This is a genomic window from Bacteroidia bacterium (assembly GCA_041391665.1).
In the GTDB taxonomy this organism is placed as follows: domain Bacteria; phylum Bacteroidota; class Bacteroidia; order J057; family J057; genus JAGQVA01.
Genome location: JAWKNO010000003.1, coordinates 1,410,511 through 1,434,906 on the forward strand (window position 1 = coordinate 1,410,511; position 24,396 = coordinate 1,434,906).

The following is a 24,396-nucleotide window of genomic DNA, read 5'->3' on the forward strand; positions in this document are numbered from 1 at the left end:
TATAAAATTCGTATATTATATCAGTCGTAATAAGATGGGTTATGGAATCGGTGAAAATACTATATTTGGAAGACGATTTGGATGATGTAGTAATGGTTACAAGGATACTTAAACGATCTACTGTTATTGCTGTGGATATTCGGGTTGCAGATAACCGTAAAGATTTTTGCGATCTGCTGAAAACCTTTGCACCGGATGTTATACTTGCCGATTACAGACTACCTCAGTTTTCCGGTATGGAAGCACTTCAAGCTACCTTAACGCTGAATATAACCCAACCCTTCATATTTGTCACAGGCACAATCGGAGAAGAACTCGCTGCGGCTGCTATACTGAGCGGTGCCAATGGCTTCGTACTGAAATCCAATCTCGACAAGCTCAACGAAGTCATTTATACCTGTCTGCTGAGGTCCCGGGAAACGCCAAAAATTGAGCATATTCATTTATTGGATACGACTACCCTGCGAATAAAACAACAAATCAAAGCCAACCAGGAGGTTTTGGATATGGTCAACCGAAAGCTGAAAAAGTTAAGAAAAGATGATTCAGGTTTGGGTCAATCAAATATTCCCTGACAATTTTGCTTATTTCATATCACATATCTTTGGGCAGGGTAAAGTAGAATGTCGCCCCTGCATTGACCACACCTTCTGCCCACACCTGTCCGCCATGAATATCGATCACTTGCCTGACCTGGGCTAACCCCATACCATTTCCCTCAAATTCAGTCCTCCTGTGCAGTCGCTGGAAAACTACAAACAATTTTTCCGAATACGCCATGTCAAACCCGATTCCGTTGTCAGCTATAGAAAATATGTATTCCTCTTCCTGCTCCTGAACCTGAATGGATATGGATGGATTTTCAGTGTAAGTGGTGAATTTCAGGGAATTGGAAAGGAGATTTTTGAATACCATATGGATCATCGCCTTGTCTGCATAGACAGTCGGCAAAGTGGCTATTTCCCATTTTACATTGGTGTTAATCCCGATAGACGTATAAATGCTCTCAACCAGAATATTTAAATCAATCAGAGACTTTTGGGGAGTAAGGTGATAGTTTCGGGAATACACAACCAACTCATCAATCATACTCTGAAGGCGTTTTGAAGTTTGAATAATTCTATTCAAATGATTTTGTCCCTCTACTGACAAGTTTTTCATTTCATCTTCTGCCAGCCAGTTTGCATAACTGCCCATATGCCTGACAGGCGCCTGCAGGTCATGAGATACTGCATAGACAAATTCCTTAAACCCCTTATCAATGGTTTCGAGTTTCCGGTGAAGCGCCAATCCTTGTTCATTCGCTTTTACAGGTTCCATATCCGATTGCAACATTTCGTTGGTGATAAGTGTCCAAAAACTGAAAAGGAAAGTCCAATGTATGAAGTTTAGCCTGTCCGAAAAGTAGGACAACCCGAAAAGAAATAAAAATTGAAACAAGCCGGGATATTACATCCCGATCGATCAGCGACCTGTCATTTTCTCCATTTGTTCTGTATAACGTGTGCCCATCACTTCAATTTTTGATGCTGCCAGTTCAACCTCAGCAAGTTGTTCCCGGAAGAGTATGCTCTCTGCCGCGCCATGTTTTTCTGTCTGAAGAATGGCCACTATCAAATTTCCTTCAGAATATTTTTGTAAATTTTGCCTCTCTGTAAATTTCCATTTACTCCAATCCTGCGTCTGATGGAACTGCATATCAATAATAAAACCTACGAAACAGATTTGAAAGCGGGGCAATCGCTGCTTTCTGTTCTTCGCGACGAATTACAACTTACCGGAAGTAAATACGGCTGCGGAGAAGGACAATGCGGCGCTTGTACGGTGCTGCTCGATGGCATTCCCATGCGTTCGTGTATATACCCGGCCATGAATGCCGCAGGGAGAAAAATCACCACGATAGAAGGTCTGGCAGCAGACGGGAATCTTCACCCTGTACAGGAAGCCTTCCTCGAAAAAGAAGCCCTGCAATGCGGGTATTGCACCTCCGGCATGATCATGTCTGCCGTCGCCCTGCTGAAAAAAAATCCTGCGCCTACCCGGCAGGAGATTATCACTTTTATGAATGGCAATGTATGCCGCTGCGGCACCTACAATCGCATCGTGGACGCCATTTCCCTCGCTTCCTCCAAACTCAACGGCCAAAACAATGAATAATACAAATACCCTCAACCGGCGCCGCTTTTTCAAACTCCTCGGCGGAGGCGCAGCGGTAGCCGTGATTTTGCCCGGATGGATGTGGTCGTCTGCTGAGACCGGCGCAGAAACCCTGTTGGACAACCCGACCGACCTGGCCTCATGGGTTCATATCGGGGAAAATGGAATCATCACCATATTCACCGGAAAGGTGGAAGTAGGGCAGAATATACGCACTTCGCTGGCGCAGGTAGTAGCAGAAGAACTTCGCGTCCCCGTAGAAGCCATTCACATGGTCATGGGCGACACCGATCTGACGCCCTATGACCGGGGCACCTTTGGGAGCCTGACAACCCCGACGATGAGTCCGGTGTTGCGAAAAGCCGCAGCAGCAACAAGGGAAATGTTGCTCGAACTGGCCGCGGCAAAATGGAAAACTTCTAAACATCTCCTCACCGTGGAAGGCGGAAAAATCCTGTACAAAAAATCAGGAAAATCTGAAGATTACGCCTCGCTGGTAAAAGGAAAACAACTGCTGCGCACCATCCGCGAAGACGAGCCCCTGACACCTGCGGAAAGCTGGCAGACCATCGGAAAACATATTCCCAAGGTAAATGGCAGAGACTTTGTCACCGGAAAACACGTTTATACCTCCGACATGTATATGCCGGATATGTACTATGGCAAAATATTGCGCCCTTCAGCCTGGCATGCAAACCTCGTGTCAGCAGATACCCATGAGGCAGAGGCAATGCCCGGCGTGGTAGTCGTCAAAGACGGCAACTTCGTTGGCGTGGCGGCGCCCGACCCCGGGCTGGCAAACCGCGCGCTCAGCACGATCAAAGCCGAATGGAGCACAACCGCACAACCTTCCCAGCGGGAGATATTTACCTATCTCACAGAAAATGCCAGATCCGGTGGTGGTCGCACCCAAAATGAAAGCGGCAGCGTCATCCAGGGGATGACGGAGGCAGACATTCGTCAAAAACAAACCTATCGCCTCAATTATATCGCCCATGCCCCGCTCGAACCACGAGCCGCTATTGCCCAATGGGAAGGTGATAAACTCACGGCCTGGGTGGGTACCCAGCGGCCATTTGGCGTGCGCACCGAACTTGCGCAACTTTTCCAGATGCCCGAAGAAAAGGTCAGAGTGATCATGCCGGATACCGGTTCGGGTTACGGAGGAAAACACACAGGAGAAGCCGCCCTCGAAGCTGCTCGTCTCGCCAAAGTTGTGGGAAAACCTGTGAAAATCGTCTGGACACGGGAGGAAGAATTTACCTGGGCTTATTTTCGTCCTGCGGGTGTAATGGAAGTTTCGGCAGGAATCAAAAAAGACGGAACCCTCACGGCATGGGAATTTCACAACTACAACTCCGGAGGGTCGGGGATTCGCCCGGCATACAACATCGCCCATCAGCTTACGGAATATCACCCCGTGGAATCCCCATTGCGCCAGGGTTCTTACCGCTCACTGGCTTCCGTCGCCAACCATTTTGCCCGGGAGTCCCAGATAGATGAACTTGCACGCAGCATATTCATGGATCCGCTGAAATTCAGGCAGAAAAATATTACCGACGAGCGCCTCCTCGCAGTGCTGAAAGCCGTTGCCGATACTTACGGATGGGAGGATAAAGAACTACCCGAAAACCACGGGAAAGGCATTGCCTGCGGCTATGACAAAGGCGGTTATGTCGCCACATGCGCCGAAGTGGCCGTCAACCCTGTCAGCGGGCAGTTATCTGTCCTGCGCATCGTGCAGGCCTTTGAATGCGGTGCCATTATCAATCCCGACCATCTCAAAAATCAGGTAGAGGGAGCGATTGTGCAGGGGTTGGGAGGCGCTTTATTTGAAGCCATAGAATTTGAAGGAGACCGGATTCTGAATCCATTTTTCTCAGGCTATCGCCTTCCACGGTTTAGCGACATTCCGCCGATCGAAACCATATTGCTGGATCGAAGAGATCTGCCAGCGGCTGGTGCAGGAGAGACACCAATTGTAGGTATTGCCCCCGCATTGGGCAATGCGATCCGTGATGCGGCGGGCATACGTCTGACGACCTTGCCTCTGGCGCCTGATGGGGTGGTGAAGAATTAGTAACTTTCTCCTATGACTTTCATACATCAGGCAGATTTTTTTGTGCGCACGTACGAGACGGGCGCTGACGGTCAGCTGACATTGCCCTTTTTGGTGGGGTATATGCAGGAAGCGGCGGCCTGGCACGCAGCTGCACTGGGAGCCTCGATGGAGCAACTCCACGCCAAAGGCGTGGCCTGGGTACTATACCGGATGAAACTGGAAGTTTTTCGTTACCCTTCTCTTGGCGAGAAAGTGCAGATTCAGACCTGGCCGTCGGGCTGGGAGAAGTTTTACTTTTACAGAGATTACCGCGCATTAGACGAAAAAGGCGAAGTAATTGCCCAGGCTACCAGCACCTGGCTGATGTTTGACATCCAGACCCGCAAACTCAGCATCAGGCCCGAACTGGCACGCGACATAAGACCGCCGGAAGGCGTGGCGCATCTTCCCAGAGCGGAGCGCAAGCTGGCGCCGGGCGAAAACTTTCTTTATGAAACCACTTTCACCATTCGCCGCCACGACCTCGACCTCAACGGCCATGTCACCAATATGCGGTATTTTCAGTGGATATGCGACGCCCTGCCCGATGAAGTGGTTGCGGGGAAAGTGATAAAAGAAATAGACATTATTTTTAAAGCCGAAGCCCTGTCGGGGGAAATTCTGCGTTGCCAGAGCCAGCCCGAAGGAGACAGCCATTTTCTCCATAAAATCGAAAATCAGGAAGGCAAACTTGTGGCAATGGCGAGGAGCGGGGGGTAAAAGGGGATATATTAGACTCAGTCAATAAGGAAATAAACGCAATGGGTGGCGTATATATGGATGTTATAAGCAAGCCTAAAAGACGACCGTGCAACCATCGAACGAACACCAAAACGACCAGACTTTGACTTCCAAATAAATTCTCGGACGACCTTAATTCAGCAGACAATTTCGCTGTAACTTGACACAAACCGACCTGACTTTTCCGACACTCAATCCGACCCAAATGGTTTTAAAAATTTTTCCCACCGCACATTTTAAAAAATAATTTTATGCCTGCCCACATTGGCACATTTGGGGTTTGCCCCCTCACACAACCCGACACACAGGCAAACCCCAAAAGAGCCAATTTTCCTCGCCCAGAAAAAATACTGGACAAATATATCCACTATTCAAAAAAAGTACTTATCTTTGCACCGATAAAAAGTAAAAGATGTTTTCAAAAGCTTGTGAATACGGTATTAGGGCTTCAATTTTCATTGCAGAGCAATCCCTGCTCGACAGAAAAGTGAGCTTAAAGGATGTGGCAGAAGCTATTGAATCACCCTCTGCATATACCTCAAAAATATTACAAAGATTGTCAAAAAGCAACATTATCAATTCCGACAAAGGACCAACTGGTGGCTTTTCAATGGACAAAAGTGAATTGGAAAAGGTGAAGTTAAATTCAATTGTTTATGCAATTGATGGCGATACGGTTTATAATGGTTGTGGCTTGGGATTAAAAAAATGCAATGCTGATAAACCTTGTCCTGTACACAATCAATTTAAAGTGATACGAGATGAACTTAAGAAAATGCTTGAAAATACTACCGTAAAAACATTGGCAATGGATTATGAAAAAGGTTTGACCTTTTTAAAACGTTAAAAAAATTTGAATAAATAGTGGACAATTTTATCCAATACAAATAAGAAATGGAAACAAAAAATATATTCAGCGAATCAGGCATCATAATCACGCTATTGCTCATTGCCATACCAATAATTGTTGCTTCGATATTAGTAATCATAAAAGCGAAAAATGTTCTAAAAAATTTCTTGAAGAAAAAAGAACTCGAAAAATTTAATGAATACTTGAAAGGTTTGAGTGCCGAAGAAGTGCAAAAATTAGAGCAACGAAAAAAGGAACTTGAATTTTCTCTTACTAATAATGAATTAGCTGGCGATACGACACCTATAGACGAAAAAGGTTTGATTGACAATGTGAGCGAAGCAAGTTCGTTGCGATTTATTGAACAAAAGAAAAAAAGTCAGGCAAGACCTTATATTGAACCTGATTTGACCAAACTCATTCTATGGTATTTAGGTTGTGCCACTTTTTGGTTGTTGTTTGGAACTACGGTTGGTGAATATGTTGGGATTAAATTTGTTGCTCCAGATGTTGATCATTACAGTTGGTTGAGCTTTGGAAGATTACGGCCTGTACACACAAACGCTGTATTTTGGGGTTGGGCATCTTTGGCAATGTTGGGCTTAGCTTATTATGTAATTCCGAGAGTTAGCAACGTACCAATTGCAAGTGTAAAAACAGGCTACCGTACTCTAATACTTATAAACGCTTCGGTTGTACTTGGTAGTTTGTTTTTAATGGCTGGTATCAACAATGGTGGTGGCGAATACAGAGAATACATCTGGCCTGTGATGGCGTTGTTTGGTGTTGGCGTTATCATTTCGCTTAAAAACTTTTACAAAACCATAGCGAAAAGAACGACCAAAGAAATTTATGTATCTAATTGGTACATCATTTCTGCAATGATGTTTCTATTGGTGATTGCCGTAATTGCCTATTGGCCAGGTTGGCAAAATGGATTGGGCGAAACCATTGTTCAAGGCTACTATATGCATCAGGGCGTTGGAATGTGGTTTATGCTTTTCAATCTCGGATTGATGTATTATTTTCTTCCTCAACAATTAAATAAACCTATATACTCTTATAGCTTAGGTATTTTGGCGTTTTGGGTTCAAATCCTTTTTTATACTTTAATTGGAACGCATCATTTCATTTTTAGTGCGATTCCTTGGTGGTTGCAAACTGTTGCCATTGTAGGTAGTGCAGGTATGATAATACCAGTTGTTGCTGGGACTACAAATTTCTTGATGACTTTCAAAGGATCTTGGCACAAGCTTTCAGGCAGTTATACCCTACCGTTTTATTTGATTGGCATCATATTCTACTTCACGGGTTCACTACAGGGAACTGCCGAAGCATTCAAGTTTACCAATTTGGTGTGGCATTTTACCGATTTTACCGTAGCTCATTCGCACCTCACAATGTATGGTATCATCTGCTTTATGCTTTGGGGCTTTATTTATACTGTTGTACCAAGATTAACAGGAAAAGAACCACCTCAAATTACCGTTGGTGCTCATTTTTGGTTAGCACTCATAGGATTGCTTTTCTATACATTCCCACTAATGTACGGTTCTACGCTCAGGGGATTGATGTGGATGGAAGGTAATAAATCATTTATTGAAAGTGTAGAATTGATGGCTCCGTTTTGGCTTTGGCGTGCCATTGGTGGCTCATTGATGTGGCTTTCTCATATTTTGTTTGCCTACAACTTTTATGTAATGGTAAAAAAGAAAGAAGAGATAGAAATACCCTCTTCGCCAAAAGACATTTTAAATGCTAAGGTGGCAATAGACAATCAAGAAGTAACAAATTAATATATACGAAATGGAATTTTTCGACAATCATAAAAAACTATTCAGAACGGCACTGGGACTATTTGTTGGTCTTACAATAGTTGTTGCAATAATGCCTGCCATCAACAATCAAGATAACAATGAACCATTGCCCGGCTATGAGCCATTAAGTCAAGAAGCCTATCTCGGTAAAAAAAGTTTTATCGCCAACGGCTGTGTGGCTTGCCACACCCAACAAGTTAGAAATGTAGATATGGACAATGTTTGGGGCAGCAGACCAGGAATACCTGCCGATTATGCAGGAATTTCGAGAACAGATTTTTGGACAAACACAGCTACCCTAATGGGTACAGAAAGAACTGGTCCAGATTTGACCAATATAGGAACTCGACAACCTAGTTTGGCTTGGAATTTATTACACCTCTATCAACCCAGAGCATTAGTGGATAAATCAATAATGCCTGCTTACCCTTGGCTATTTGAAATAAAAAGTGAATTGGGTGAAAAAGATGTAGAAGTAGTTGTGCCTGATGCATACAGAAAAGGCATAACAGGTAGAATTGTAGCCACACAAGAAGCCCTCAATTTAGTAGCCTATTTGCAAAGTCTAAAGCAAGTGCCTTTGCCTGACGGAAAAGTACCGATGGAATTTTTATACAAGAAAAGTGAAATTCCTGTGGTGGTAAGTGGGAACACTGCCAACCTACCTGACGGAAAATTATTGTACAACAATAACTGTATGAGTTGCCACCAAGCCAATGGCGAAGGACTTAAAGGAGCATTTCCTTCATTAAAAGGAAGCTCGATAGTTTTGGGTGATGACCTTGAATTATTCGTCAATATTATAATGCTTGGTTATGATGCAAGACCAGAATATGCCGTGATGAATGCAGTAGGTACGGATAATAACCTAACTCCCGAAGAAGTAACTGCCATTATCAATCACGAAAAAACAAGTTGGGGAAACAATGCCAAAACGGTAACTCCTGAAGAAGTGAAAAAGATAATGGATTTTATAAAATTAACATCAAACAAATAACACGATGAAATTAAAATATCTCTTATCAATTCTTATCTTTTTAACAGTTCAAATAGCAACCGCTTGTCCTGTTTGTGAAAAACAACAGCCAAAAATAACGCAAGGGTTAACTCACGGAGCAGGGCCTCAAAGCAATTGGGATTGGGTAATTATCGCCATCATTTCTGTTATCACCATTTTAACACTCATTTACTCCGTAAAATATCTGATAAAACCCGGTGAGAAAAATGAAAACCATATCAAACAATCAATCTTAAGCAATTAAATAAGATGGAAGAATATAAAAGCAAAATAAAACTTTTTGTGGATGACGAACAGCATCCAATAGCTGAACTAATTCCACCTGTACAATTTGATTTGGACACCAGTAAATTAACTGATGGCGAGCACACGTTGAAACTCATTAGCAAATCGCCAACAGGAAGAGAAGGTATTCGGAAGATAAAATTTATTGTCAAAAATGGCCCTGCAATTTCGGTAGAAGGGTTAAGTGACAATGGAGTGGTAGATGGAGTTATTCCGCTTATGATTAATGCTTATGACAAAGGAAATCAAAAGAAATTCCTTATTGAAGGAAGCGAAACCCCTCAAAGTATTCCGAGTTGGCTTTGGATTTTGCTCATTGCTTTTTTAGGTTGGGCAGCATTTTATACCATCACAAATTTTAGTCTGTAATTCAAAAAAAATAGAAATGGATAATAAAGAAATTTGGTTAGAATCATTAATCACCACTACGCCTCAAGAAGGTAGAGAATTAGCTGTAAAAATGGCAAGGAAGTCTATAGCAGCCATACAAACGGATGCCGAAACAAGAAAAAAATTAAGAAGCGATTATGCCAATGATACCACACAGCTTATTGCTTCTGCGAATGTAATTGCCATCGAATTTCAAACTGTGGCAGGAGCAAATAATTATTGGAAAAAATAATGAAAAAGTAAAAAAATAGCTTTAAAAACAGAAAGAATGGAAACAAAATCAGAAACATTAACCAATAATTGGTTCGACAAACAGGCTCAATCTTTTGAAGTAAACAGATTTGGTGCCATGACAATAATGATGACTGCCCAAAGTTGCTGGGGTTCTATTGCGGCAATGTATGCATTACAGGCAGACAACATTTTTTTGCTTGCAATTTGTGCAGCAGTAACTATGGCATCAAATTCCGCATTCATTGCACAAAGCCCTGCAAAGTGGTGTCTAGGAATTTTCTACACAAGTGTAATAACCAACTTAGCCATTTTATTATTAACTATATTCTAAAATGAACGACATACTAAATCTTGATGATGTAAAATTGGTAGTGGATTGTTTCTACGGTAAAGTTAGACAAGACGAACAATTGAAAGATGTTTTTAATAATGTTATTCAAGACCGTTGGCCTGCACATTTAGAAAAAATGTACCGCTTTTGGCAAACTGTTTTGTTGGATGAACACACCTATCACGGCAGTCCGTTTGTACCCCACGCAAAACTACCAGTTGGCGTTGAGCATTTCAACCAATGGCTAAAACTCTTTTACGAAACGGTAGATGAAAATTTTGAAGGGGAAAAAGCAGAACGTATGAAATGGCAAGGGCAACGAATGGCAGAAATGTTCCATTCAAAAATTGAGTATTACAAAAACAATCCGTCAATTCCGATCCTATGACCGTTGTAAAAATGCCCATAGCTCTTATCTGCACATTCCTTTGGATTGGTTTTGTGTGTGCCATTAGTTTTATGGAAGCTTGGCTCAAATTCCGTGCTCCGGGCATAAATCTTCCTTTAGGTTTAGGGATAGGTAGAATTGTTTTCAATGCACTCAACAAAGTTGAATGGGTGTTTGCTTTGGTTATCATCATCAACATTTTTTGGAATAGTTCTGAAATTCTTAAATGGCAAAATCTATCTTTTGTCATACCTCTTATTCTTCTACTAATACAAACTTTTTGGCTTTTACCAGCTTTGGATGCTAGAGCTGAATTGCATATTCAAAGGCAGTTCGTTCCGTCTTCTAACCTTCATTTTTATTATGTAGGAATGGAAGTAGTTAAAGTAGTAGGACTTACAATTTTTGGTTTAACACTTTTTAAAAACACAACAATATGAGCAAAGAACAAATCATCAATGATATTGAAACAAAATATCAGCAATTGGGCGAAAATCCCGAAACGTACCTAAAAGGATTACTTCACGCAAAACCCATTAATTATTGGGATTATGTGGAAGCCGATACACTCCTTTCTCTTCAAAAACCTAGAACCAATTTTAAGGATGAAGAAATTTTTATAATGTATCATCAGGTAACTGAACTCTTCCTGAAAATGATGGTTCACGAAATAAAACAATTGGTGTATGAGCCTTTTAATGAAACCATTTGGTTGGAAAAATTAGACCGATTGAACCGCTACACCAATATGCTTATTGGTTCTTTTGATGTAATGAAATACGGAATGAACTATGACGATTACAACACTTTTAGAAGCAGTTTAACGCCTGCAAGTGGTTTTCAATCGGTAACATTTCGTTTGATTGAGATTTATTGTACCCGTTTGGAAAACCTAATCAACGAAGACGGTAAAACCAGATTGCCAAACAATCCTTCAACAGCCGACTTTTTTGAACACATCTATTGGAAAGATGCAGGTTTGAATAGAAAAACAGGTAAAAAGTCACTTACACTTATACAGTTTGAAGAGAAGTATTTAGACCGATTAATTGCAATGGCAAACAAAACGAAAGGCTCTACGCTCGAAGATAAAGTGTTGAATATGCAAAATTGTTCGGAAGCACTGAAAACTAAATTGAAAGAGTTTGACCATTTGTACAATGTGGCTTGGCCATTGGTGCACCTTGAAACCGCTCAACATTACCTCGACCTTAAAGGCGAAAACAAAGCAGCAACAGGTGGAAGTGAATGGAAAAAGTATCTGCATCCTAAATTTCAACAGCGTAAATTTTTCCCAACGCTTTGGAACAATGACGAAATAACCAATTGGGGAAATAATAAATAACATTTAAAACATAACAATATGAACATTCAAGAAAATAACATCATCGGAGAATTGGTAGCACAGGATTACCGTGCTGCTTCCGTTTTTAAAAAATATGGCATTGATTTTTGTTGTCAAGGCAATCGTACCATACAAGATGCGTGCGAAGCGAAACAAATTGACGCTACTTCAGTAGTAACAGATTTAAACGAAGCAAACAAAGCAACCTCGGAAAGCGCCATCGACTATCAATCTTGGCCAATAGACCTTATGGCAGATTATATCGAAAAGAAACACCACAGATATGTGGAAGACAAAACGCAAGAAATAAAACCCTATCTCGACAAAATTTGCCGAGTGCACGGTGACCGCCATCCTGAACTATTAGAAATCAATGAACACTTTAATGCGACTGCCGGTGAATTAGCAGCACATATGAAAAAAGAAGAATTGATTTTGTTTCCTTTCATTCGCAAAATGGCTAAAGCAAAACAAGAAAACACGAAGTTAGATGCACCACATTTTGGCACAGTAGAAAATCCTATTCAAATGATGATGCACGAACACACTGCCGAAGGCGAACGGTTCAGAAAAATAGAAGCATTGAGCGACAACTACACACCTCCAACGGATGCCTGCAATACATACCGAGTAACATTTGCTTTGCTTAAAGAGTTTGAGACCGATTTGCACTTGCACATCCATTTAGAGAACAATATTTTGTTTCCGAAGGCAATTGAGCTTGAAAAACAATTATGTAATGCCTAAACCCATTAAAAGAAACGAAGCACTCAAACCTTTAAGCCGTGACCATCATCACGGCTTATTGCTCTGTTGGAAAATACGCCAAGGTATTAAACTAAAAGTGGAACCTGAAAGGATAATAAAATATTTGGATTGGTTTTGGATAAGCTATTTAAAACCACATTTTGAAATTGAAGAGCAATATGTGTTTCCAATTTTAGGCAAAGATAATCCTTTGGTAAAACAAGCTATAAGTGAACATAGAAGATTAAAACGCCTTTTTGAAAATGAAGATGACCATTCCAAAACCATTAGTTTAATTGAAGAAGAATTGGAAAAGCATATCAGATTTGAAGAACGGGTGCTGTTTAATGAAATAGAAAAAGTAGCCAGTAGCGAACAACTACTTCAAATAGAAATGGATAGTTCGGACAAGAGTTTTTACGAAAACTTATCAGATCCGTTTTGGGAATGAAGAGAAGTAACATAAAAATTACTGTTCTTGAAAATGAGGCAGAACAAACCATTGAAACCTACAAAGGTGAGTATCGAAATTTAATGGAATTGCTAAAAGACAAAATGTATCTTGATGACTTTGGTGAATGTGGTGGAATGGGAAGATGTGCTACTTGCATTGTGAATATAGCCGGATTGAAAGGAAGTACGGTAATAAAAGACAGGAATGAACCTGTAACACTTGCAAAATTTGGTTTTGAAGATAATCCAAGCATTCGCCTTTCTTGCCAATTGTTAATTTCAGCAGATTTGGACGGGGCAAGAGTTTCGGTTTTGGAAGAAAATTGAATCCTATTTCTAAAATAAAAATACACTCCTAGCTGAACGCACCAAAAACTTTAAAAATAATTTGTATTGTTAGGATTCCTTACTATATTTGTATCGGCAATAATGCCAAACAACAATTTAAATTCATAAAAAATGGCAAAATCAATTTTCTATCACGCAGGATGTCCTGTTTGCGTAAGTGCAGAACACGACATCATTAACCTCTTAGGTCAAGACAATGTAGAAGTAGTTCACTTCGGTAATGACAAATCAAGAATTGCAGAAGCAGAAAAAGCAGGTGTAAAATCTGTTCCAGCATTGTTGACCCCAACTGGAAATGTGCTTCACCTTAATTTTGGTGCATCTATGGCTGATGTAAAAGGCTAAAAAAATTGCCCTGCATTGTTAGGATTCCTATCTTTGCAGGGCTTTACTTTTAAAGAATCACGGTCAAATGAGAATTTTAAGTAGTATAGTAATAATGTTGTTTGCATTTTCTGCAAACGCACAAAACAATAAAACAAAAACAATGAAAGTAGCAGTTTGGGACACCTACGTAACAAAAAAAGATGGTAGCATAATGCACTTCGACATTATCGCACCCGAAGAAATAAAAGAGACAACCATAATATACGCTTATGGTAGAGAATATTTAAAAGCAAAAGGGCAAGAAGAACAACCATTAACTTCAAAAGAATGTAGTTTTTGTCACATTGAAACCGTAAGACCGCAATGGGAAGCAGAAATCAAACAAAAAGGATACTTTATTATTGAAATGGAAAATTGTAAATAAATGAACTATTCCTCTTTTAACCTAAACGAACAAAACCAAAAAATTGAAAGTCGAATTGTAGTGGCTTTGGAACGAATTTCAGAAGCATTCAGAGTATTACTATGGAATGAAAGCAAAGAAAACTCATTAAGTCCGATACAAATTCAAATTTTAATTTTTATCTATTTTCATTCATTGGAAAAATGTAAGGTGGGTTATTTGGCTGATGAGTTCAATATGACAAAAGCCACCATTAGCGACAGCGTAAAAGTGTTACTTTCAAAAGAATTAGTAACCAAGGAGACTGACCCCATTGATACGAGAAGTTTTTCGCTATCACTCACAAACGAAGGAAAAAAAATAGCCAAAAAGTCATCATTATTTGCTTCATCAATAAAACAACCCATTGAAAAACTGACACAAGAACAAAAAACAATAATGCTTAATGGATTGCTGAAATTGATTTATGACTTGAACCAATCAGGAATCATTACCATTCAAAGAATGTGTTTTACTTGTTCCAATTACCAACTTGAACAAGGTGCTCACTTCTGCAAACTCCTTAAAAGTCAACTTGCCAACAACCAATTAAGAATAGATTGCCCTGAACACGAATTGCAGCTATGAGTTTAATTGTTGAAAATTTAGCCAAAATTAAACTACGAATAAAAAATGCAGCCGAATTTTCAGGCAGAAACTTCAATGAAATTAAACTTCTATTAGCAACTAAAACAGTTTCGGCTCAAAATATTATTACTGCAATTGAATTAGGAGAAACACTGATTGGAGAGAATAAAGTACAAGAGCTGAAAGACAAATATGAAGAACTGAAAAACACGCCACACCAAACCCATTTCATAGGACATCTTCAAACCAACAAAATCAAGGAAGTTATCAAATATGCCGACTGCATACAATCGGTTGACAGGTTGGAATCAGCCGAAAAATTGCAAAAGAGATTAGAATTTGAAAATAGAACCCTAGATGTTTTTATCCAAGTTAACACCTCTTATGAAGCAAGTAAGTTTGGTGTTTCACCCGAAAATGCTTTGAATTTTGCTCAACAAATAAAACAACTTGACCGATTAAACATTAAAGGATTAATGACAATCGGACTTTTTTCTACTGAACAAGAAAAAGTTCGCAAATGCTTTCAATTGCTCAAAAAAATTCAATTACAAATGTTAGACAAAGACTTCCCTGTTTACGAGTTATCAATGGGAATGAGCAACGATTTAGAAACAGCCATTGAAGAAGGCTCAACGATAATTCGTGTTGGAACTGCAATATTCGGCAAACGACCTTTTCCAGACAGCTATTATTGGAATGACAACAAAGAAGCCAACCCACAGGTGTAAGCACATTTGCAAGCCGCACAAGCCTAAGCACAGACCAAAGCTTGCAAAAGAGCTTACACCTTTCCCACCCAAGGACAAAGAAAAATTATTTTTTTAAAATTCCCCTCCCTTCTAAAATTTTTAAAACCGCTACCCACAGCCGACACAAAGAGCCCCATTCGCAACCGGACAATGACAGCGAAACTTACAGCAGACAAGGACTTTACAACCTCGACAGACAGAAGGCCAGCTTATAACAGCGGTTTGGCAAAAGTGGCGGTTCAGTGCTTCGTATGACAGTTTTTTGTAAATTTGAAGTGTGTGCTTCGTATGAACATTTGAGGTAAAATCGCCACCTTCGCCAAGCCGCAAAACGTTACCTGAGAAATATTTCTATACCAAAAATAATTCCTGTATTACCTGAGAAGTATTATTATCTTAATCTAAAATAATTCTTGAATTGAGTTTCTTAGTTATGAGCATAGACAGCAATAAATGAAACTTCTTTGTTCTAAGCGTTGGCTGTAAAAAGCTGAACAAGACCATAAACAACCTCCAATTTTACCTAATTATGGCACAGATAATAACCAATTCTTTCGCTTTATGTTTTCTTTTCATAAGCCAAAACTTAATTGGTCAAACCTTCTCGAAATTATATGATCTGCCTCCATATCATTATGTCGGATCTGAATTAATATCCATTTCCTTTAAAACCTCTCAGGAAACGATTAATAAATTGGTACCTAAGCCATTAGAAGCAAACACAGAAGGCTTGATTAACCTGGACCTATATATCCAACGGACTTTGCCTCCAACTGAGTGGACTTATCACGAAATGGTTCTGAGTATTCCCTCAAAATATAACGAAAAAGTTGGGTCTTATATGTACTTACTCTATCTAGATCAGACTGAACCTATAGCAGCGGGAAGAGAAGTTTGGGGATTTCCGAAATTAGATGCTTCCTTTGAATTCAAAATGGAAGGAAATAGCTGCCATATTAAAATAAAAAGAGATGGAGATTTACTATTAACATTGGACCTGGATCTTGGTGAAGCTAATGATACAATAAGTGAGGGTAGTGATGGTATTGGATTTGTACTTAAAGAAATTCCTGCCTCCGATGGAAGTTCTATTCCTGATGTGAAAAAGTTAAACAGCTATTCATCAACAAATGTAAAGATCTACGGATATCGTGAAGGAGATAATGTCAGATTATCATTAAATGAACATCCTAAACATGGACTAGAGATGATCCCCATTTTGGAGATCAAGAGTTCCTATTATGCAAAATGTGATTTCATCCTAGGATATGGAGAAACGCTATATGATTATTTGAAATTATCGAATAAATAAGTGTAGTTATCTGGTATTTTTTCAAATATCCATCAAGTACAAGGCCATTATAAATTCTAGTAATGAAAAAATAGATACTCAGGTAACATCGTCTACGGCGCTACTTCGGCTGAACGCCTCTCAGCGCGTAGACGTGTCGTTGGCTTCAATGCTAAAAAATCGCAAAACAATAGAATTATGGAAAAAAAAGACCTTTTCAAAATGACCGATGAAGAACTATTAGTCGAGAAAAAAAAGCTGATGAAATCTAAAATCTTCTATGCAACCGCTATTGGTTTTCTTGCAGGAATACTCATATTCGGAGTGGTTGCTTGGAGCCTGAATTCCGAAAAACATTTGGGATTCCTGATTCCAATGTTGATTCCTGTAGTTTTCATTTATAGAATGCTTAAAACTCCAAATCAGAACAAGGATTTAGAAGATATCTTGAAAGACCGCAAATTAAACTGAAGGATTAAAGAAAGTAAAGAATGTGATAAGAAACTGAATGAATATTTCAATTATGCTGATTTATAGAAAAGGAACAATTAGATATTTTGCAGAAATTAACACGGGCGTAAAATAAGCACTAAAGCCAACAGCCGTTTTGCAAAAGCGGGGGTTTCGTGCTTCTATGACAGTGAAGTGCTAAATTCAAACTTTGTGTGCATCTAATAAAGTTTAGTGCTGAAAAACCCCGCCTTCGCAAAGCGACAAACCGTTGTATTTAATATAGAAATATGAATTGCAGAAACTGTGGCCATACTGTTAACGATCAATTCTGTAGTAAATGTGGTCAAAAGTCAAATGTCAGTAGAATTAACTTTACCAATTTTATTGATGAAGTTTCCCAGAGTTTGCTTCAAATAGACAAAGGTTTCTTCTATACATTGAAAGAATTATCAGTAAGACCAGGGAATACGCTAAAAGAATATCTCGACGGAAAAAGGATAAGCCATTTTAAGCCAATTGCTTATTTACTCACTTTATCAACCGTATACTTTTTTATTACAAAAGTGACAGATCAAAACACCCTGATAGGCGACCTGGTTCAGGGGTGGATGAATGGGGCATCTGAGTTACATTCAAATGTAGAAATACCGAACATTGCTTCCTGGTTTTTGGCGAACTATGCATATACAGCTTTACTTCTTCTTCCGATATTTTCATTAGCGTCTTATATTGCCTTTTTAACATTCCAAAAAACCTATCTCGAACACGTTGTCTTAAATGCCTATATAACAGGACATCAAGCATTACTTTATTCTTTTTTTGCGGTTATTGGAACTGTTACTGGCAGCCCTATATTTGAGATGTTACCAGCTTTTGTTGCAGTCTCTTATACATTCTGGGTGTTTTGGCAATTTTTCTCACCAGGTAATCGAGCGATGAATATCTTACGTTCGTTAATGACCTATTCGCTTTATTTGATATTAAGCACTATGTTATTAGGGTTTCTAATGATTAATAAATTATGAAATGAGAATACTAAACCCCACATTGGCTATAGCAAATGCGGGCTAAAGTGCTAATATAAAAGTGATTACAAAAAATAGACCAACTGTTACACAGACAAGTAAGTGCCTTGAAATCCGCTACTGCTCTTATGCTTGACCGTTAGGCGTTACCCTATGACCGACCATCCACATAAAGACTACCAACAATACTGAAATGAATTTAGCTGTAAATGTGTTAACACCATTTTTACTCACCAATCATCTATTTCCACTTCTTGACAATGGCAACCATTCAAGGGTTTACAATATGTCATCTATGGGAGAAAAATATGGGAATGCAGACTTTGAAGACATAATGAGTGAGAAAAACTATTCAGGGAATTACGTATACAGCGCCCGTTGGGTAGTATCCAGCTGACAAAATTTTCGGAAATCGCCTATTACCCTTCGTAAACGCCGATCCACAACACTTGCGTTTTTGTTGCTTCAGGTTGCGTTTTTTTCCTAACTTAATGACCTTGTCTATTTTCTATGCGCCTTTGCCTGTTTGCAAAATTTTGGGCGTAATTTGACCAACAAACTCAAAATTGAAGCGCTTGGATATAAAAAAACTACATTATTTCTCTGGAATTGTGATTTCCATTTTCGTAGGGATACACCTGTTCAACCACTTTTATAGCCTTTGGGGTGCAAAAGCCCATATTGAACTAATGAACGATTTAAGAGTTGTTTATAGAAATGTGATTATTGAAACCATTCTACTTTTTGTCGTTGGAACTCAAATAATTTCCGGGGTTACACTATTCTTAAAAGTACGAAAATCGACCTCGGGATTCTTCGAAAAATTACAAATCTGGACAGGACTTTACCTGGCTTTTTTTCTGGTTATACACGTCAGTTCTGTTTTGAGCGGGCGGATTTTTATGAACCTTGACACAAATTTCTATTTTGGAGTTGCCGGGCTGAATACATTCCCCTTAACCTTGTTTTTCGTTCCGTACTATGGACTTGCAATTATTTCATTTTTCGGTCATATAGCTTCGGTTCACAACAAGAAAATGAAAAGTAACATTTTCGGAGTTGAACCGATTAACCAATCCTACATCATCCTGGTTATCGGAATAATCTCAGCGTTAATAATATTCTATGGACTGACAGACGGGTTTAGTGGAGTGGAAATACCGAAAGAGTTTGAATTAATGATGGGAAAATAAAAGCCAAACGCACAACAATGGCGATAAATAATTGCTGGTTCTCGCCTAATTCTGAAAATCCTTGCGGATTTTCTGTTTGGTGCGTACTTGCAGAGTTAGGGGCTCAGCCACACAACTACTCATAGCCCACCCGCCACGCATTTCAATTAGAAACAACAGAAATTCATAGGCACGCCACGAAATATCAGTGCTGCTCAGTATTATTTAGCCTTCAGCTTCATCATAATGTCCTTGTTTTGCAGTGTCAGATTCGTGGGGCTCAATTCGATGATTTTGTATGGCGGCAGGCTCACCCCATAGGTATTAATACTGATAAGATTCCCATTTTCATCAAACTTTGATATGGGGAATGTCATTTCCGGGCCAAAATTGATGGTTCCTTTCACAATCGTATATGCTACATCAAAACTGGCACCTGAAGTAATGCTTGTTCTGGTTCCCTGATTAAGATTTGTACCTTCTTTGGTAAACCTGTACTCATTTTGGTCCATTTCTATATCGGGGGTAGAAACATCCTTCGTATTTAAGACAAGGATGGTATCGACGACCCAGACTTTGTATAAGTCGTTGTAGTTGAACTTAGTATGATTTTGCGCTTTGGTAGATGTATTGCAGGAGTATGCAGCTACTACGAATAATGCAAATGCTATTTTAAAAAGGACGTTTTTCATATGAATTTATTCATTGGGTTAAGTGAATCAGACCTGAGTGTACAGGCACAGGCCTCACGGCGATGAATTTAGAAAATTCGCAGTGATATTTGTTTGCCTTCGAAAAATAATGTTTGGAGAGTCCTGCTTAGCTCGTCGCCGGGCAGGCTGACTATTCCTGAAGCAAGCGCTTGTGATATCGGGGAAAAGGGAGGATATTAGATTCAGGCAATGTGCAATACCCAAACCGTTGTGTTTCATTATAACAACCGACACATAAAATAATTACAATGAATGATAACTTTACAATCGACGATTTCCAAAACTTATGGCAAAAGGTCAGTATTTTACATAACGGGCAAACTTATGGCGGACAAAATCAAGGCGAAAAAATAGAATATATCAATCACATCGGAAGTGTTGTATTTGAGATCATCCATGCATCTCAATACACTTTAGACTTTGATCTTGAACTTGCAGTAAAATGTGCGCTGCTACACGACACATTGGAGGATACCGATTTAAATATCAATGACCTTGAAAAAGAGTTTGGAAAACAGGTTTCAGATGGGGTTTCTGCATTGACAAAAAATGTCAAACTGGACAAAGAGATACAAATGAAAGATAGCCTGGAAAGGATAAAATTGCAGCCCAAAGAAATCTGGGCTGTTAAGCTGGCAGACCGAATCTGTAATTTGTATGCACCACCTTATTATTGGGACAAAACCAAAAAAGAAAAATACAGAGACGAAGCCAGAATTATTTATGACTATTTAAGAGAAGGGAATGAATATTTGGCGAACAGATTGTTGGAAAAAATCGAAAATTACAAAAGCAAATAACGAACAATATTGGCGTGGCAATATGGCGGTTGAAGTGCTTAAATGAAGCTTTGTGCTTCGTATCTAGTTCAGTGTCCGCATCGGCTGATTTAGGGCTTCGAAAACCGCTTCTTTGCCAAGCTCCAAAACGTTATAGCGTATTTTTGAAATGATCAAACTGAAACATATCGTTTTTATTCTAAGCTCGAGTTTAGCATTCGTGGCCTGTCACAAATGCAGCAAATTTGAAAACGAAATCTATTCCGAGTCGGACACATTGACTTTGAATTCTCATTCCTTATCAAATTTAAAGAAGTATTATGATGATTTGAACGAACCCGATTTGGATGAATTGGGACGAGAATCTTATCGGATGTTTTATCGCGCCGCATTTGAGGACTATCAGAAAATTATTCATATCTCGAAATCGAATACAGGATGTGTTTTGAAATGCATATCAATGAATGAAGTCTATATAGATAGTGCTTGGACAACCGTAGCGATTGACACGATAATCAAAGAATTTTCAATTGAAAAGTGGAAAGAATTCGAGAATCTAATTTATGGTTCCAATTTTTGGACTTTATCTCAGCCAATTCGCGAAAGGGGACTTGATGGTCGAATATTCCTACTTGAAGGATACAGACCAGAGGCCTTACAATGTAATAAAAGAACTTATCATTTGATCTGCAGATGGTCACCAGAACCAGGACCACTGAGAGATGTTTGCGATTCTATACTCTCCTATGCTGATTTATGAAAACTCGCTATAACAGCACATTTACAATAGGCGGGGTTTCGTGCTCCGCATATCCGCCGAGGCGGATGATTGCAGTGGCAAAAATCTATAAAAAATGAATCTTTGGGATAAGTGGATGAATCAAGAAACGGGAATCAAAAATCTAGAAAAAGAGATTTTTGCAATTATTGATTTAATTCCTGAGATCAATAATTTAATTGCTAGTATTCAGGCAGAAAGAAGTTTAGTCAAAAAGCAGTTCAATAAAATCTTGAGGAACTTTGAAGAGAATTCGAAACTGATAGCTAGGATTGGAATAAATCATGTTAAACCCAGCTTAAGGGTATTGCAAGAAGTCAATGGGATAGTATTGGAAGAGAAGGATCTAATCCTGGATTATTGTGAATCAATATCAAATCGCAGTTTCGCACATAAAGAAGCATTCGCTAAAATACGTGCTGCAGGGAATAAAGCAATAAAAGAATTTCATAACCCCGATCTGCCTCATAAAGAGAAACAATATTTCCCATCCAAAATAGAACTCACTCAACCTGTAGAAGGTATTCTAGAAGATTTACTTTTGCATGGTCATCGTTTAGAAATGAAATGGAAAGAATCAAAAGACAATGAATTTGCTTTGATCTGGAATATTGTAGGTTTTATCTCTTGGCATGGGAATAGCAATTCAGAATCTTATAGTTTTATCGAAAAAACCCAAGTTCACTTAGAAGATAAAAAAGCGAAGGCAAACAGGAAGGGATGGTATTATCAAATGGAAGGGATTGATGTTTGCCTCCAATTATTAGTGGATTATCAAAATCTAAAGAATCGAAATATTCTTTCATTCAAAGGAAAATACCTTGAAATATTAAAACGAATTGAATTAAGCGGTTTAATTCATGAAGAGGAAAAATAAGATGCAAAACATGGGCTACACGACTCATACCATTGGCATTAGCGAGGAGCGGAGCCTCATCAATCTCACTCATACCTCACCACTACTCCCTTAATCTCTCCGACGCCTTCGCCGACGATGGCGGGGCTTCGCAGGATTAACTTGCCTGACCAGGGTTCGAGGGCGACGGTTCCCAGTGAAATTTCTGCCCAGCTCTGGTCCAATGCTTCGACACGATGTGGCACGCGGTCTCTGTTTTCCGAAATCTCTGGCGTAAAGGCTTCGGCAATCTTTCCCGACACTTTTTGCCCGCCAACCTGAACTTCCAACTGTGTGCCGACACCTTCGGCTTTGCAGGTGTAAAGTACCGACACGCGGTAGTTGCCGGGGCGAATCACTTCGATGTCCCACGATGCTTCGTTTTTACTTGACTTCCAGTTAATCAGCCAGTCATGCGCCCAGCCCTGCGGGGCAAATTTGAACGCCAGATCGCCGGTAATATTGGCCTCATGTGCAGGCAGCGTAACGGTTTTTGCGGCTTCATATCCCAGTGGTGCCGGGGGTACGGGCGCCATATAAGTGATGGCTTCGCCAAAAGTGGTCAAAAATGTCTCCTGAAATTTTTGGGTTACAGCTGGCTCCGCCGCCGCAAGGTTATTCGTCTCCGCCGGATCGGCAGTCATATCGTACAGCTGAGGTTCATTTTCTTTTTCCAGTACAAATCTGTACTGTGAACTGCGAATGGCTCCGGGGACAGGTTTTATTTCCGTACTCAGACTTACGTGAGTGAAGATTTCTCTTTCGCGGAGTTTTTCCTTTTTCCCCCGCAGGATTTTGTCCAGACTTACGCCATCTGACGGAGGCATACGCGGGGCCTTGATCCCACAAAGGTCAACGAGTGTAGGCAAAATGTCGATATGGGCGGTGAGCTCCTCAATGATCGTACCTGCGGGAATGACCTCCGGCCAGCGGATAAAACAGGGTACCCGCACCCCGCCTTCGTGTACCTGGGCTTTGCGTCCGCGCATTCCGCCATTGTACCGGTCGCCATTGGGACCGTTGTCGGTCATGTAGATGACGATGGTATTTTCATCCAGTCCAAGCTCGTCGAGCGTGTTGAGCAGGCGACCTACATTGTCGTCGATATTTTCGCACATCCCGTAGATGGCCGCATTTTTGTCGGAAATACCCCGGGCCTTGTATTTGTCGAAATACTTATCCGGAACCTGAAAAGGTGCATGGGGTGCGTTGTAGGGGACATAACAGAAAAAAGGTTTGTCCTGATTGCGGTGGATAAAACTGATGGCAAAGTCTGTCAGCACATCGGTAATAAATCCTTTTGTGGAAATCATCGAGTCCTGCGACTGGAGTTGGGGGTCGAAATAGTTGGACCAGTGGCCGCCGCAAAACCCTGTAAACTCATCAAATCCCTGGCCGGTGGGGTTGTAGGGATAATGCGCGCCATTGTGCCATTTGCCAAAACATCCGGTGGCATAGTCGTTGGCTTTAAAAACTTCTGCCAGCGTTACTTCTTCGCTGCGCATGGTTTCCGTGCCTTTGGTAACCCAATATGTGCCTGTGCGGAGATGAATTCGCCCGGTGAGAATGCTTGCGCGTGAGGGAGCACAAAGCGGGCTTACATAAAATCTTTCCAGTCTTGCGCCTTCACGGGCAAACTGATCCAGGATGGGGGTTTCTACAGAGTCATTTCCGTGAATGGACAAGTCGCCATATCCCTGATCATCGGTGAGAATGAGAATGACATTGGGGGGTCCCTGGCGTGGAGATTTACAACTCCAGAGAACCGGGATCATACAAATGATCAGGAAGAAGGGCAAAAGTCGGGAAAATCGCATGGTATGATATAGAAAGTTGTACAAAAAGTCAGTTCCGGAAAAAAGCCTCGTCTAATATAGGAAATTGTCCCAAACGATCCTGCGATCATTTGGGGTACGACGCCGGACGCCCCTTTCGGTTCCCACTGTATTCACAATAAAGGGGATGTTCCGGCGATT

Annotated in this window: 31 protein-coding genes; 27 read left to right on the plus strand and 4 right to left on the minus strand. The window is 40.3% G+C overall.

What is annotated here, in order from left to right; genetic code table 11:
- The first annotated feature begins 65 nt into the window (after positions 1-65).
- Positions 66-575 carry a response regulator gene (locus R3D00_28460; GenBank protein MEZ4777143.1) on the plus strand — a complete coding sequence of 170 codons (510 nt, stop codon included), beginning with the start codon at positions 66-68 and terminating at the stop codon, positions 573-575.
- Positions 576-594: 19 nt separating this feature from the next.
- Here R3D00_28460 and R3D00_28465 read toward each other — a convergent pair whose 3' ends face one another.
- Together R3D00_28465 and R3D00_28470 are read right to left on the minus strand one after the other, a co-directional pair.
- A complete protein-coding gene (locus R3D00_28465) occupies positions 595-1,320 on the minus strand; it encodes an ATP-binding protein (protein ID MEZ4777144.1) in 726 nt (241 codons plus the stop codon).
- 144 nt (positions 1,321-1,464) lie between these two features.
- Positions 1,465-1,698 (minus strand): hypothetical protein, encoded by a 234-nt coding sequence (locus R3D00_28470; protein ID MEZ4777145.1) that lies wholly within the window; start codon positions 1,696-1,698, stop codon positions 1,465-1,467.
- On the opposite strand from R3D00_28470, the gene R3D00_28475 reads away from it, so the two are divergent.
- The 24 genes from R3D00_28475 to R3D00_28590 all read left to right on the plus strand — a co-directional run bounded on the left by R3D00_28475 (position 1,687) and on the right by R3D00_28590 (position 19,276).
- Positions 1,687-2,157, plus strand: a complete 471-nt coding sequence (locus R3D00_28475; protein ID MEZ4777146.1) for a (2Fe-2S)-binding protein — start codon at positions 1,687-1,689, stop codon at positions 2,155-2,157. The two genes, R3D00_28470 and R3D00_28475, sit on opposite strands and share 12 nt — an antisense overlap.
- Positions 2,150-4,237 (plus strand): molybdopterin cofactor-binding domain-containing protein, encoded by a 2,088-nt coding sequence (locus R3D00_28480; protein MEZ4777147.1) that lies wholly within the window; start codon positions 2,150-2,152, stop codon positions 4,235-4,237. Before R3D00_28475 ends, R3D00_28480 begins: the two co-directional genes overlap by 8 nt.
- Before the next feature lie 12 nt (positions 4,238-4,249).
- Complete coding sequence (locus tag R3D00_28485) at positions 4,250-4,978, plus strand: thioesterase (protein MEZ4777148.1); 729 nt, start codon at positions 4,250-4,252, stop codon at positions 4,976-4,978.
- A gap of 433 nt (positions 4,979-5,411) precedes the next feature.
- Positions 5,412-5,846: an Rrf2 family transcriptional regulator gene (locus R3D00_28490; protein ID MEZ4777149.1), complete on the plus strand. Its 435-nt coding sequence runs from the start codon at positions 5,412-5,414 to the stop codon at positions 5,844-5,846.
- A 47-nt stretch (positions 5,847-5,893) separates the two neighbouring features.
- Complete coding sequence (locus tag R3D00_28495) at positions 5,894-7,645, plus strand: cbb3-type cytochrome c oxidase subunit I (GenBank protein MEZ4777150.1); 1,752 nt, start codon at positions 5,894-5,896, stop codon at positions 7,643-7,645.
- Positions 7,646-7,655: 10 nt separating this feature from the next.
- Positions 7,656-8,663, plus strand: a complete 1,008-nt coding sequence (locus R3D00_28500) for a cbb3-type cytochrome c oxidase subunit II (GenBank protein ID MEZ4777151.1) — start codon at positions 7,656-7,658, stop codon at positions 8,661-8,663.
- Positions 8,664-8,667: 4 nt separating this feature from the next.
- The gene (locus tag R3D00_28505) at positions 8,668-8,928 is read left to right on the plus strand and encodes a hypothetical protein (protein MEZ4777152.1); all 261 of its coding nucleotides are present in this window, start codon (positions 8,668-8,670) and stop codon (positions 8,926-8,928) included.
- A gap of 5 nt (positions 8,929-8,933) precedes the next feature.
- On the plus strand, positions 8,934-9,338 hold the full coding sequence (locus tag R3D00_28510; protein ID MEZ4777153.1) for a cytochrome C: 405 nt from the start codon (positions 8,934-8,936) through the stop codon (positions 9,336-9,338).
- 16 nt (positions 9,339-9,354) lie between these two features.
- Positions 9,355-9,591: a hexameric tyrosine-coordinated heme protein gene (locus R3D00_28515; GenBank protein MEZ4777154.1), complete on the plus strand. Its 237-nt coding sequence runs from the start codon at positions 9,355-9,357 to the stop codon at positions 9,589-9,591.
- A gap of 36 nt (positions 9,592-9,627) precedes the next feature.
- Positions 9,628-9,924, plus strand: coding sequence for a hypothetical protein (locus R3D00_28520; GenBank protein ID MEZ4777155.1), 297 nt, complete (start codon positions 9,628-9,630; stop codon positions 9,922-9,924).
- Position 9,925: 1 nt separating this feature from the next.
- Positions 9,926-10,312: a group III truncated hemoglobin gene (locus tag R3D00_28525; GenBank protein MEZ4777156.1), complete on the plus strand. Its 387-nt coding sequence runs from the start codon at positions 9,926-9,928 to the stop codon at positions 10,310-10,312.
- A complete protein-coding gene (locus R3D00_28530; protein ID MEZ4777157.1) occupies positions 10,309-10,752 on the plus strand; it encodes a hypothetical protein in 444 nt (147 codons plus the stop codon). Before R3D00_28525 ends, R3D00_28530 begins: the two co-directional genes overlap by 4 nt.
- Positions 10,749-11,657, plus strand: coding sequence for a tryptophan 2,3-dioxygenase family protein (locus R3D00_28535; protein MEZ4777158.1), 909 nt, complete (start codon positions 10,749-10,751; stop codon positions 11,655-11,657). Before R3D00_28530 ends, R3D00_28535 begins: the two co-directional genes overlap by 4 nt.
- Before the next feature lie 18 nt (positions 11,658-11,675).
- Complete coding sequence (gene ric, locus R3D00_28540) at positions 11,676-12,404, plus strand: iron-sulfur cluster repair di-iron protein (GenBank protein MEZ4777159.1); 729 nt, start codon at positions 11,676-11,678, stop codon at positions 12,402-12,404.
- Positions 12,397-12,855, plus strand: coding sequence for a hemerythrin domain-containing protein (locus R3D00_28545; protein ID MEZ4777160.1), 459 nt, complete (start codon positions 12,397-12,399; stop codon positions 12,853-12,855). The genes ric and R3D00_28545 overlap by 8 nt, the downstream gene beginning before the upstream one ends.
- Positions 12,852-13,184, plus strand: coding sequence for a 2Fe-2S iron-sulfur cluster-binding protein (locus tag R3D00_28550; protein ID MEZ4777161.1), 333 nt, complete (start codon positions 12,852-12,854; stop codon positions 13,182-13,184). Before R3D00_28545 ends, R3D00_28550 begins: the two co-directional genes overlap by 4 nt.
- A gap of 132 nt (positions 13,185-13,316) precedes the next feature.
- Positions 13,317-13,550 (plus strand): thioredoxin family protein, encoded by a 234-nt coding sequence (locus R3D00_28555; protein ID MEZ4777162.1) that lies wholly within the window; start codon positions 13,317-13,319, stop codon positions 13,548-13,550.
- A 67-nt stretch (positions 13,551-13,617) separates the two neighbouring features.
- On the plus strand, positions 13,618-13,956 hold the full coding sequence (locus R3D00_28560) for a DUF2024 family protein (protein MEZ4777163.1): 339 nt from the start codon (positions 13,618-13,620) through the stop codon (positions 13,954-13,956).
- Positions 13,957-14,562 (plus strand): MarR family winged helix-turn-helix transcriptional regulator, encoded by a 606-nt coding sequence (locus tag R3D00_28565; protein ID MEZ4777164.1) that lies wholly within the window; start codon positions 13,957-13,959, stop codon positions 14,560-14,562. It begins immediately after the preceding gene.
- Positions 14,559-15,293, plus strand: coding sequence for a YggS family pyridoxal phosphate-dependent enzyme (locus R3D00_28570; GenBank protein ID MEZ4777165.1), 735 nt, complete (start codon positions 14,559-14,561; stop codon positions 15,291-15,293). The genes R3D00_28565 and R3D00_28570 overlap by 4 nt, the downstream gene beginning before the upstream one ends.
- 550 nt (positions 15,294-15,843) lie before the next feature.
- Positions 15,844-16,626: an acetoacetate decarboxylase family protein gene (locus tag R3D00_28575; GenBank protein ID MEZ4777166.1), complete on the plus strand. Its 783-nt coding sequence runs from the start codon at positions 15,844-15,846 to the stop codon at positions 16,624-16,626.
- 177 nt (positions 16,627-16,803) lie between these two features.
- The gene (locus R3D00_28580) at positions 16,804-17,076 is read left to right on the plus strand and encodes a hypothetical protein (GenBank protein ID MEZ4777167.1); all 273 of its coding nucleotides are present in this window, start codon (positions 16,804-16,806) and stop codon (positions 17,074-17,076) included.
- 269 nt (positions 17,077-17,345) lie between these two features.
- A complete protein-coding gene (locus R3D00_28585; GenBank protein MEZ4777168.1) occupies positions 17,346-18,083 on the plus strand; it encodes a DUF3667 domain-containing protein in 738 nt (245 codons plus the stop codon).
- 575 nt (positions 18,084-18,658) lie between these two features.
- Positions 18,659-19,276 (plus strand): hypothetical protein, encoded by a 618-nt coding sequence (locus R3D00_28590; protein MEZ4777169.1) that lies wholly within the window; start codon positions 18,659-18,661, stop codon positions 19,274-19,276.
- 200 nt (positions 19,277-19,476) lie between these two features.
- Here R3D00_28590 and R3D00_28595 read toward each other — a convergent pair whose 3' ends face one another.
- Positions 19,477-19,947 carry a hypothetical protein gene (locus R3D00_28595; protein MEZ4777170.1) on the minus strand — a complete coding sequence of 157 codons (471 nt, stop codon included), beginning with the start codon at positions 19,945-19,947 and terminating at the stop codon, positions 19,477-19,479.
- A 269-nt stretch (positions 19,948-20,216) separates the two neighbouring features.
- On the opposite strand from R3D00_28595, the gene R3D00_28600 reads away from it, so the two are divergent.
- Together R3D00_28600 and R3D00_28605 are read left to right on the plus strand one after the other, a co-directional pair.
- Complete coding sequence (locus tag R3D00_28600; GenBank protein ID MEZ4777171.1) at positions 20,217-20,768, plus strand: HD domain-containing protein; 552 nt, start codon at positions 20,217-20,219, stop codon at positions 20,766-20,768.
- Between the two features lie 833 nt (positions 20,769-21,601).
- Positions 21,602-22,402 carry a hypothetical protein gene (locus R3D00_28605; protein MEZ4777172.1) on the plus strand — a complete coding sequence of 267 codons (801 nt, stop codon included), beginning with the start codon at positions 21,602-21,604 and terminating at the stop codon, positions 22,400-22,402.
- A 65-nt stretch (positions 22,403-22,467) separates the two neighbouring features.
- On the opposite strand, the gene R3D00_28610 is transcribed toward R3D00_28605, so the two are convergent.
- Positions 22,468-24,237, minus strand: a complete 1,770-nt coding sequence (locus R3D00_28610) for an arylsulfatase (GenBank protein MEZ4777173.1) — start codon at positions 24,235-24,237, stop codon at positions 22,468-22,470.
- Between the last annotated feature and the right edge of the window lie 159 nt (positions 24,238-24,396).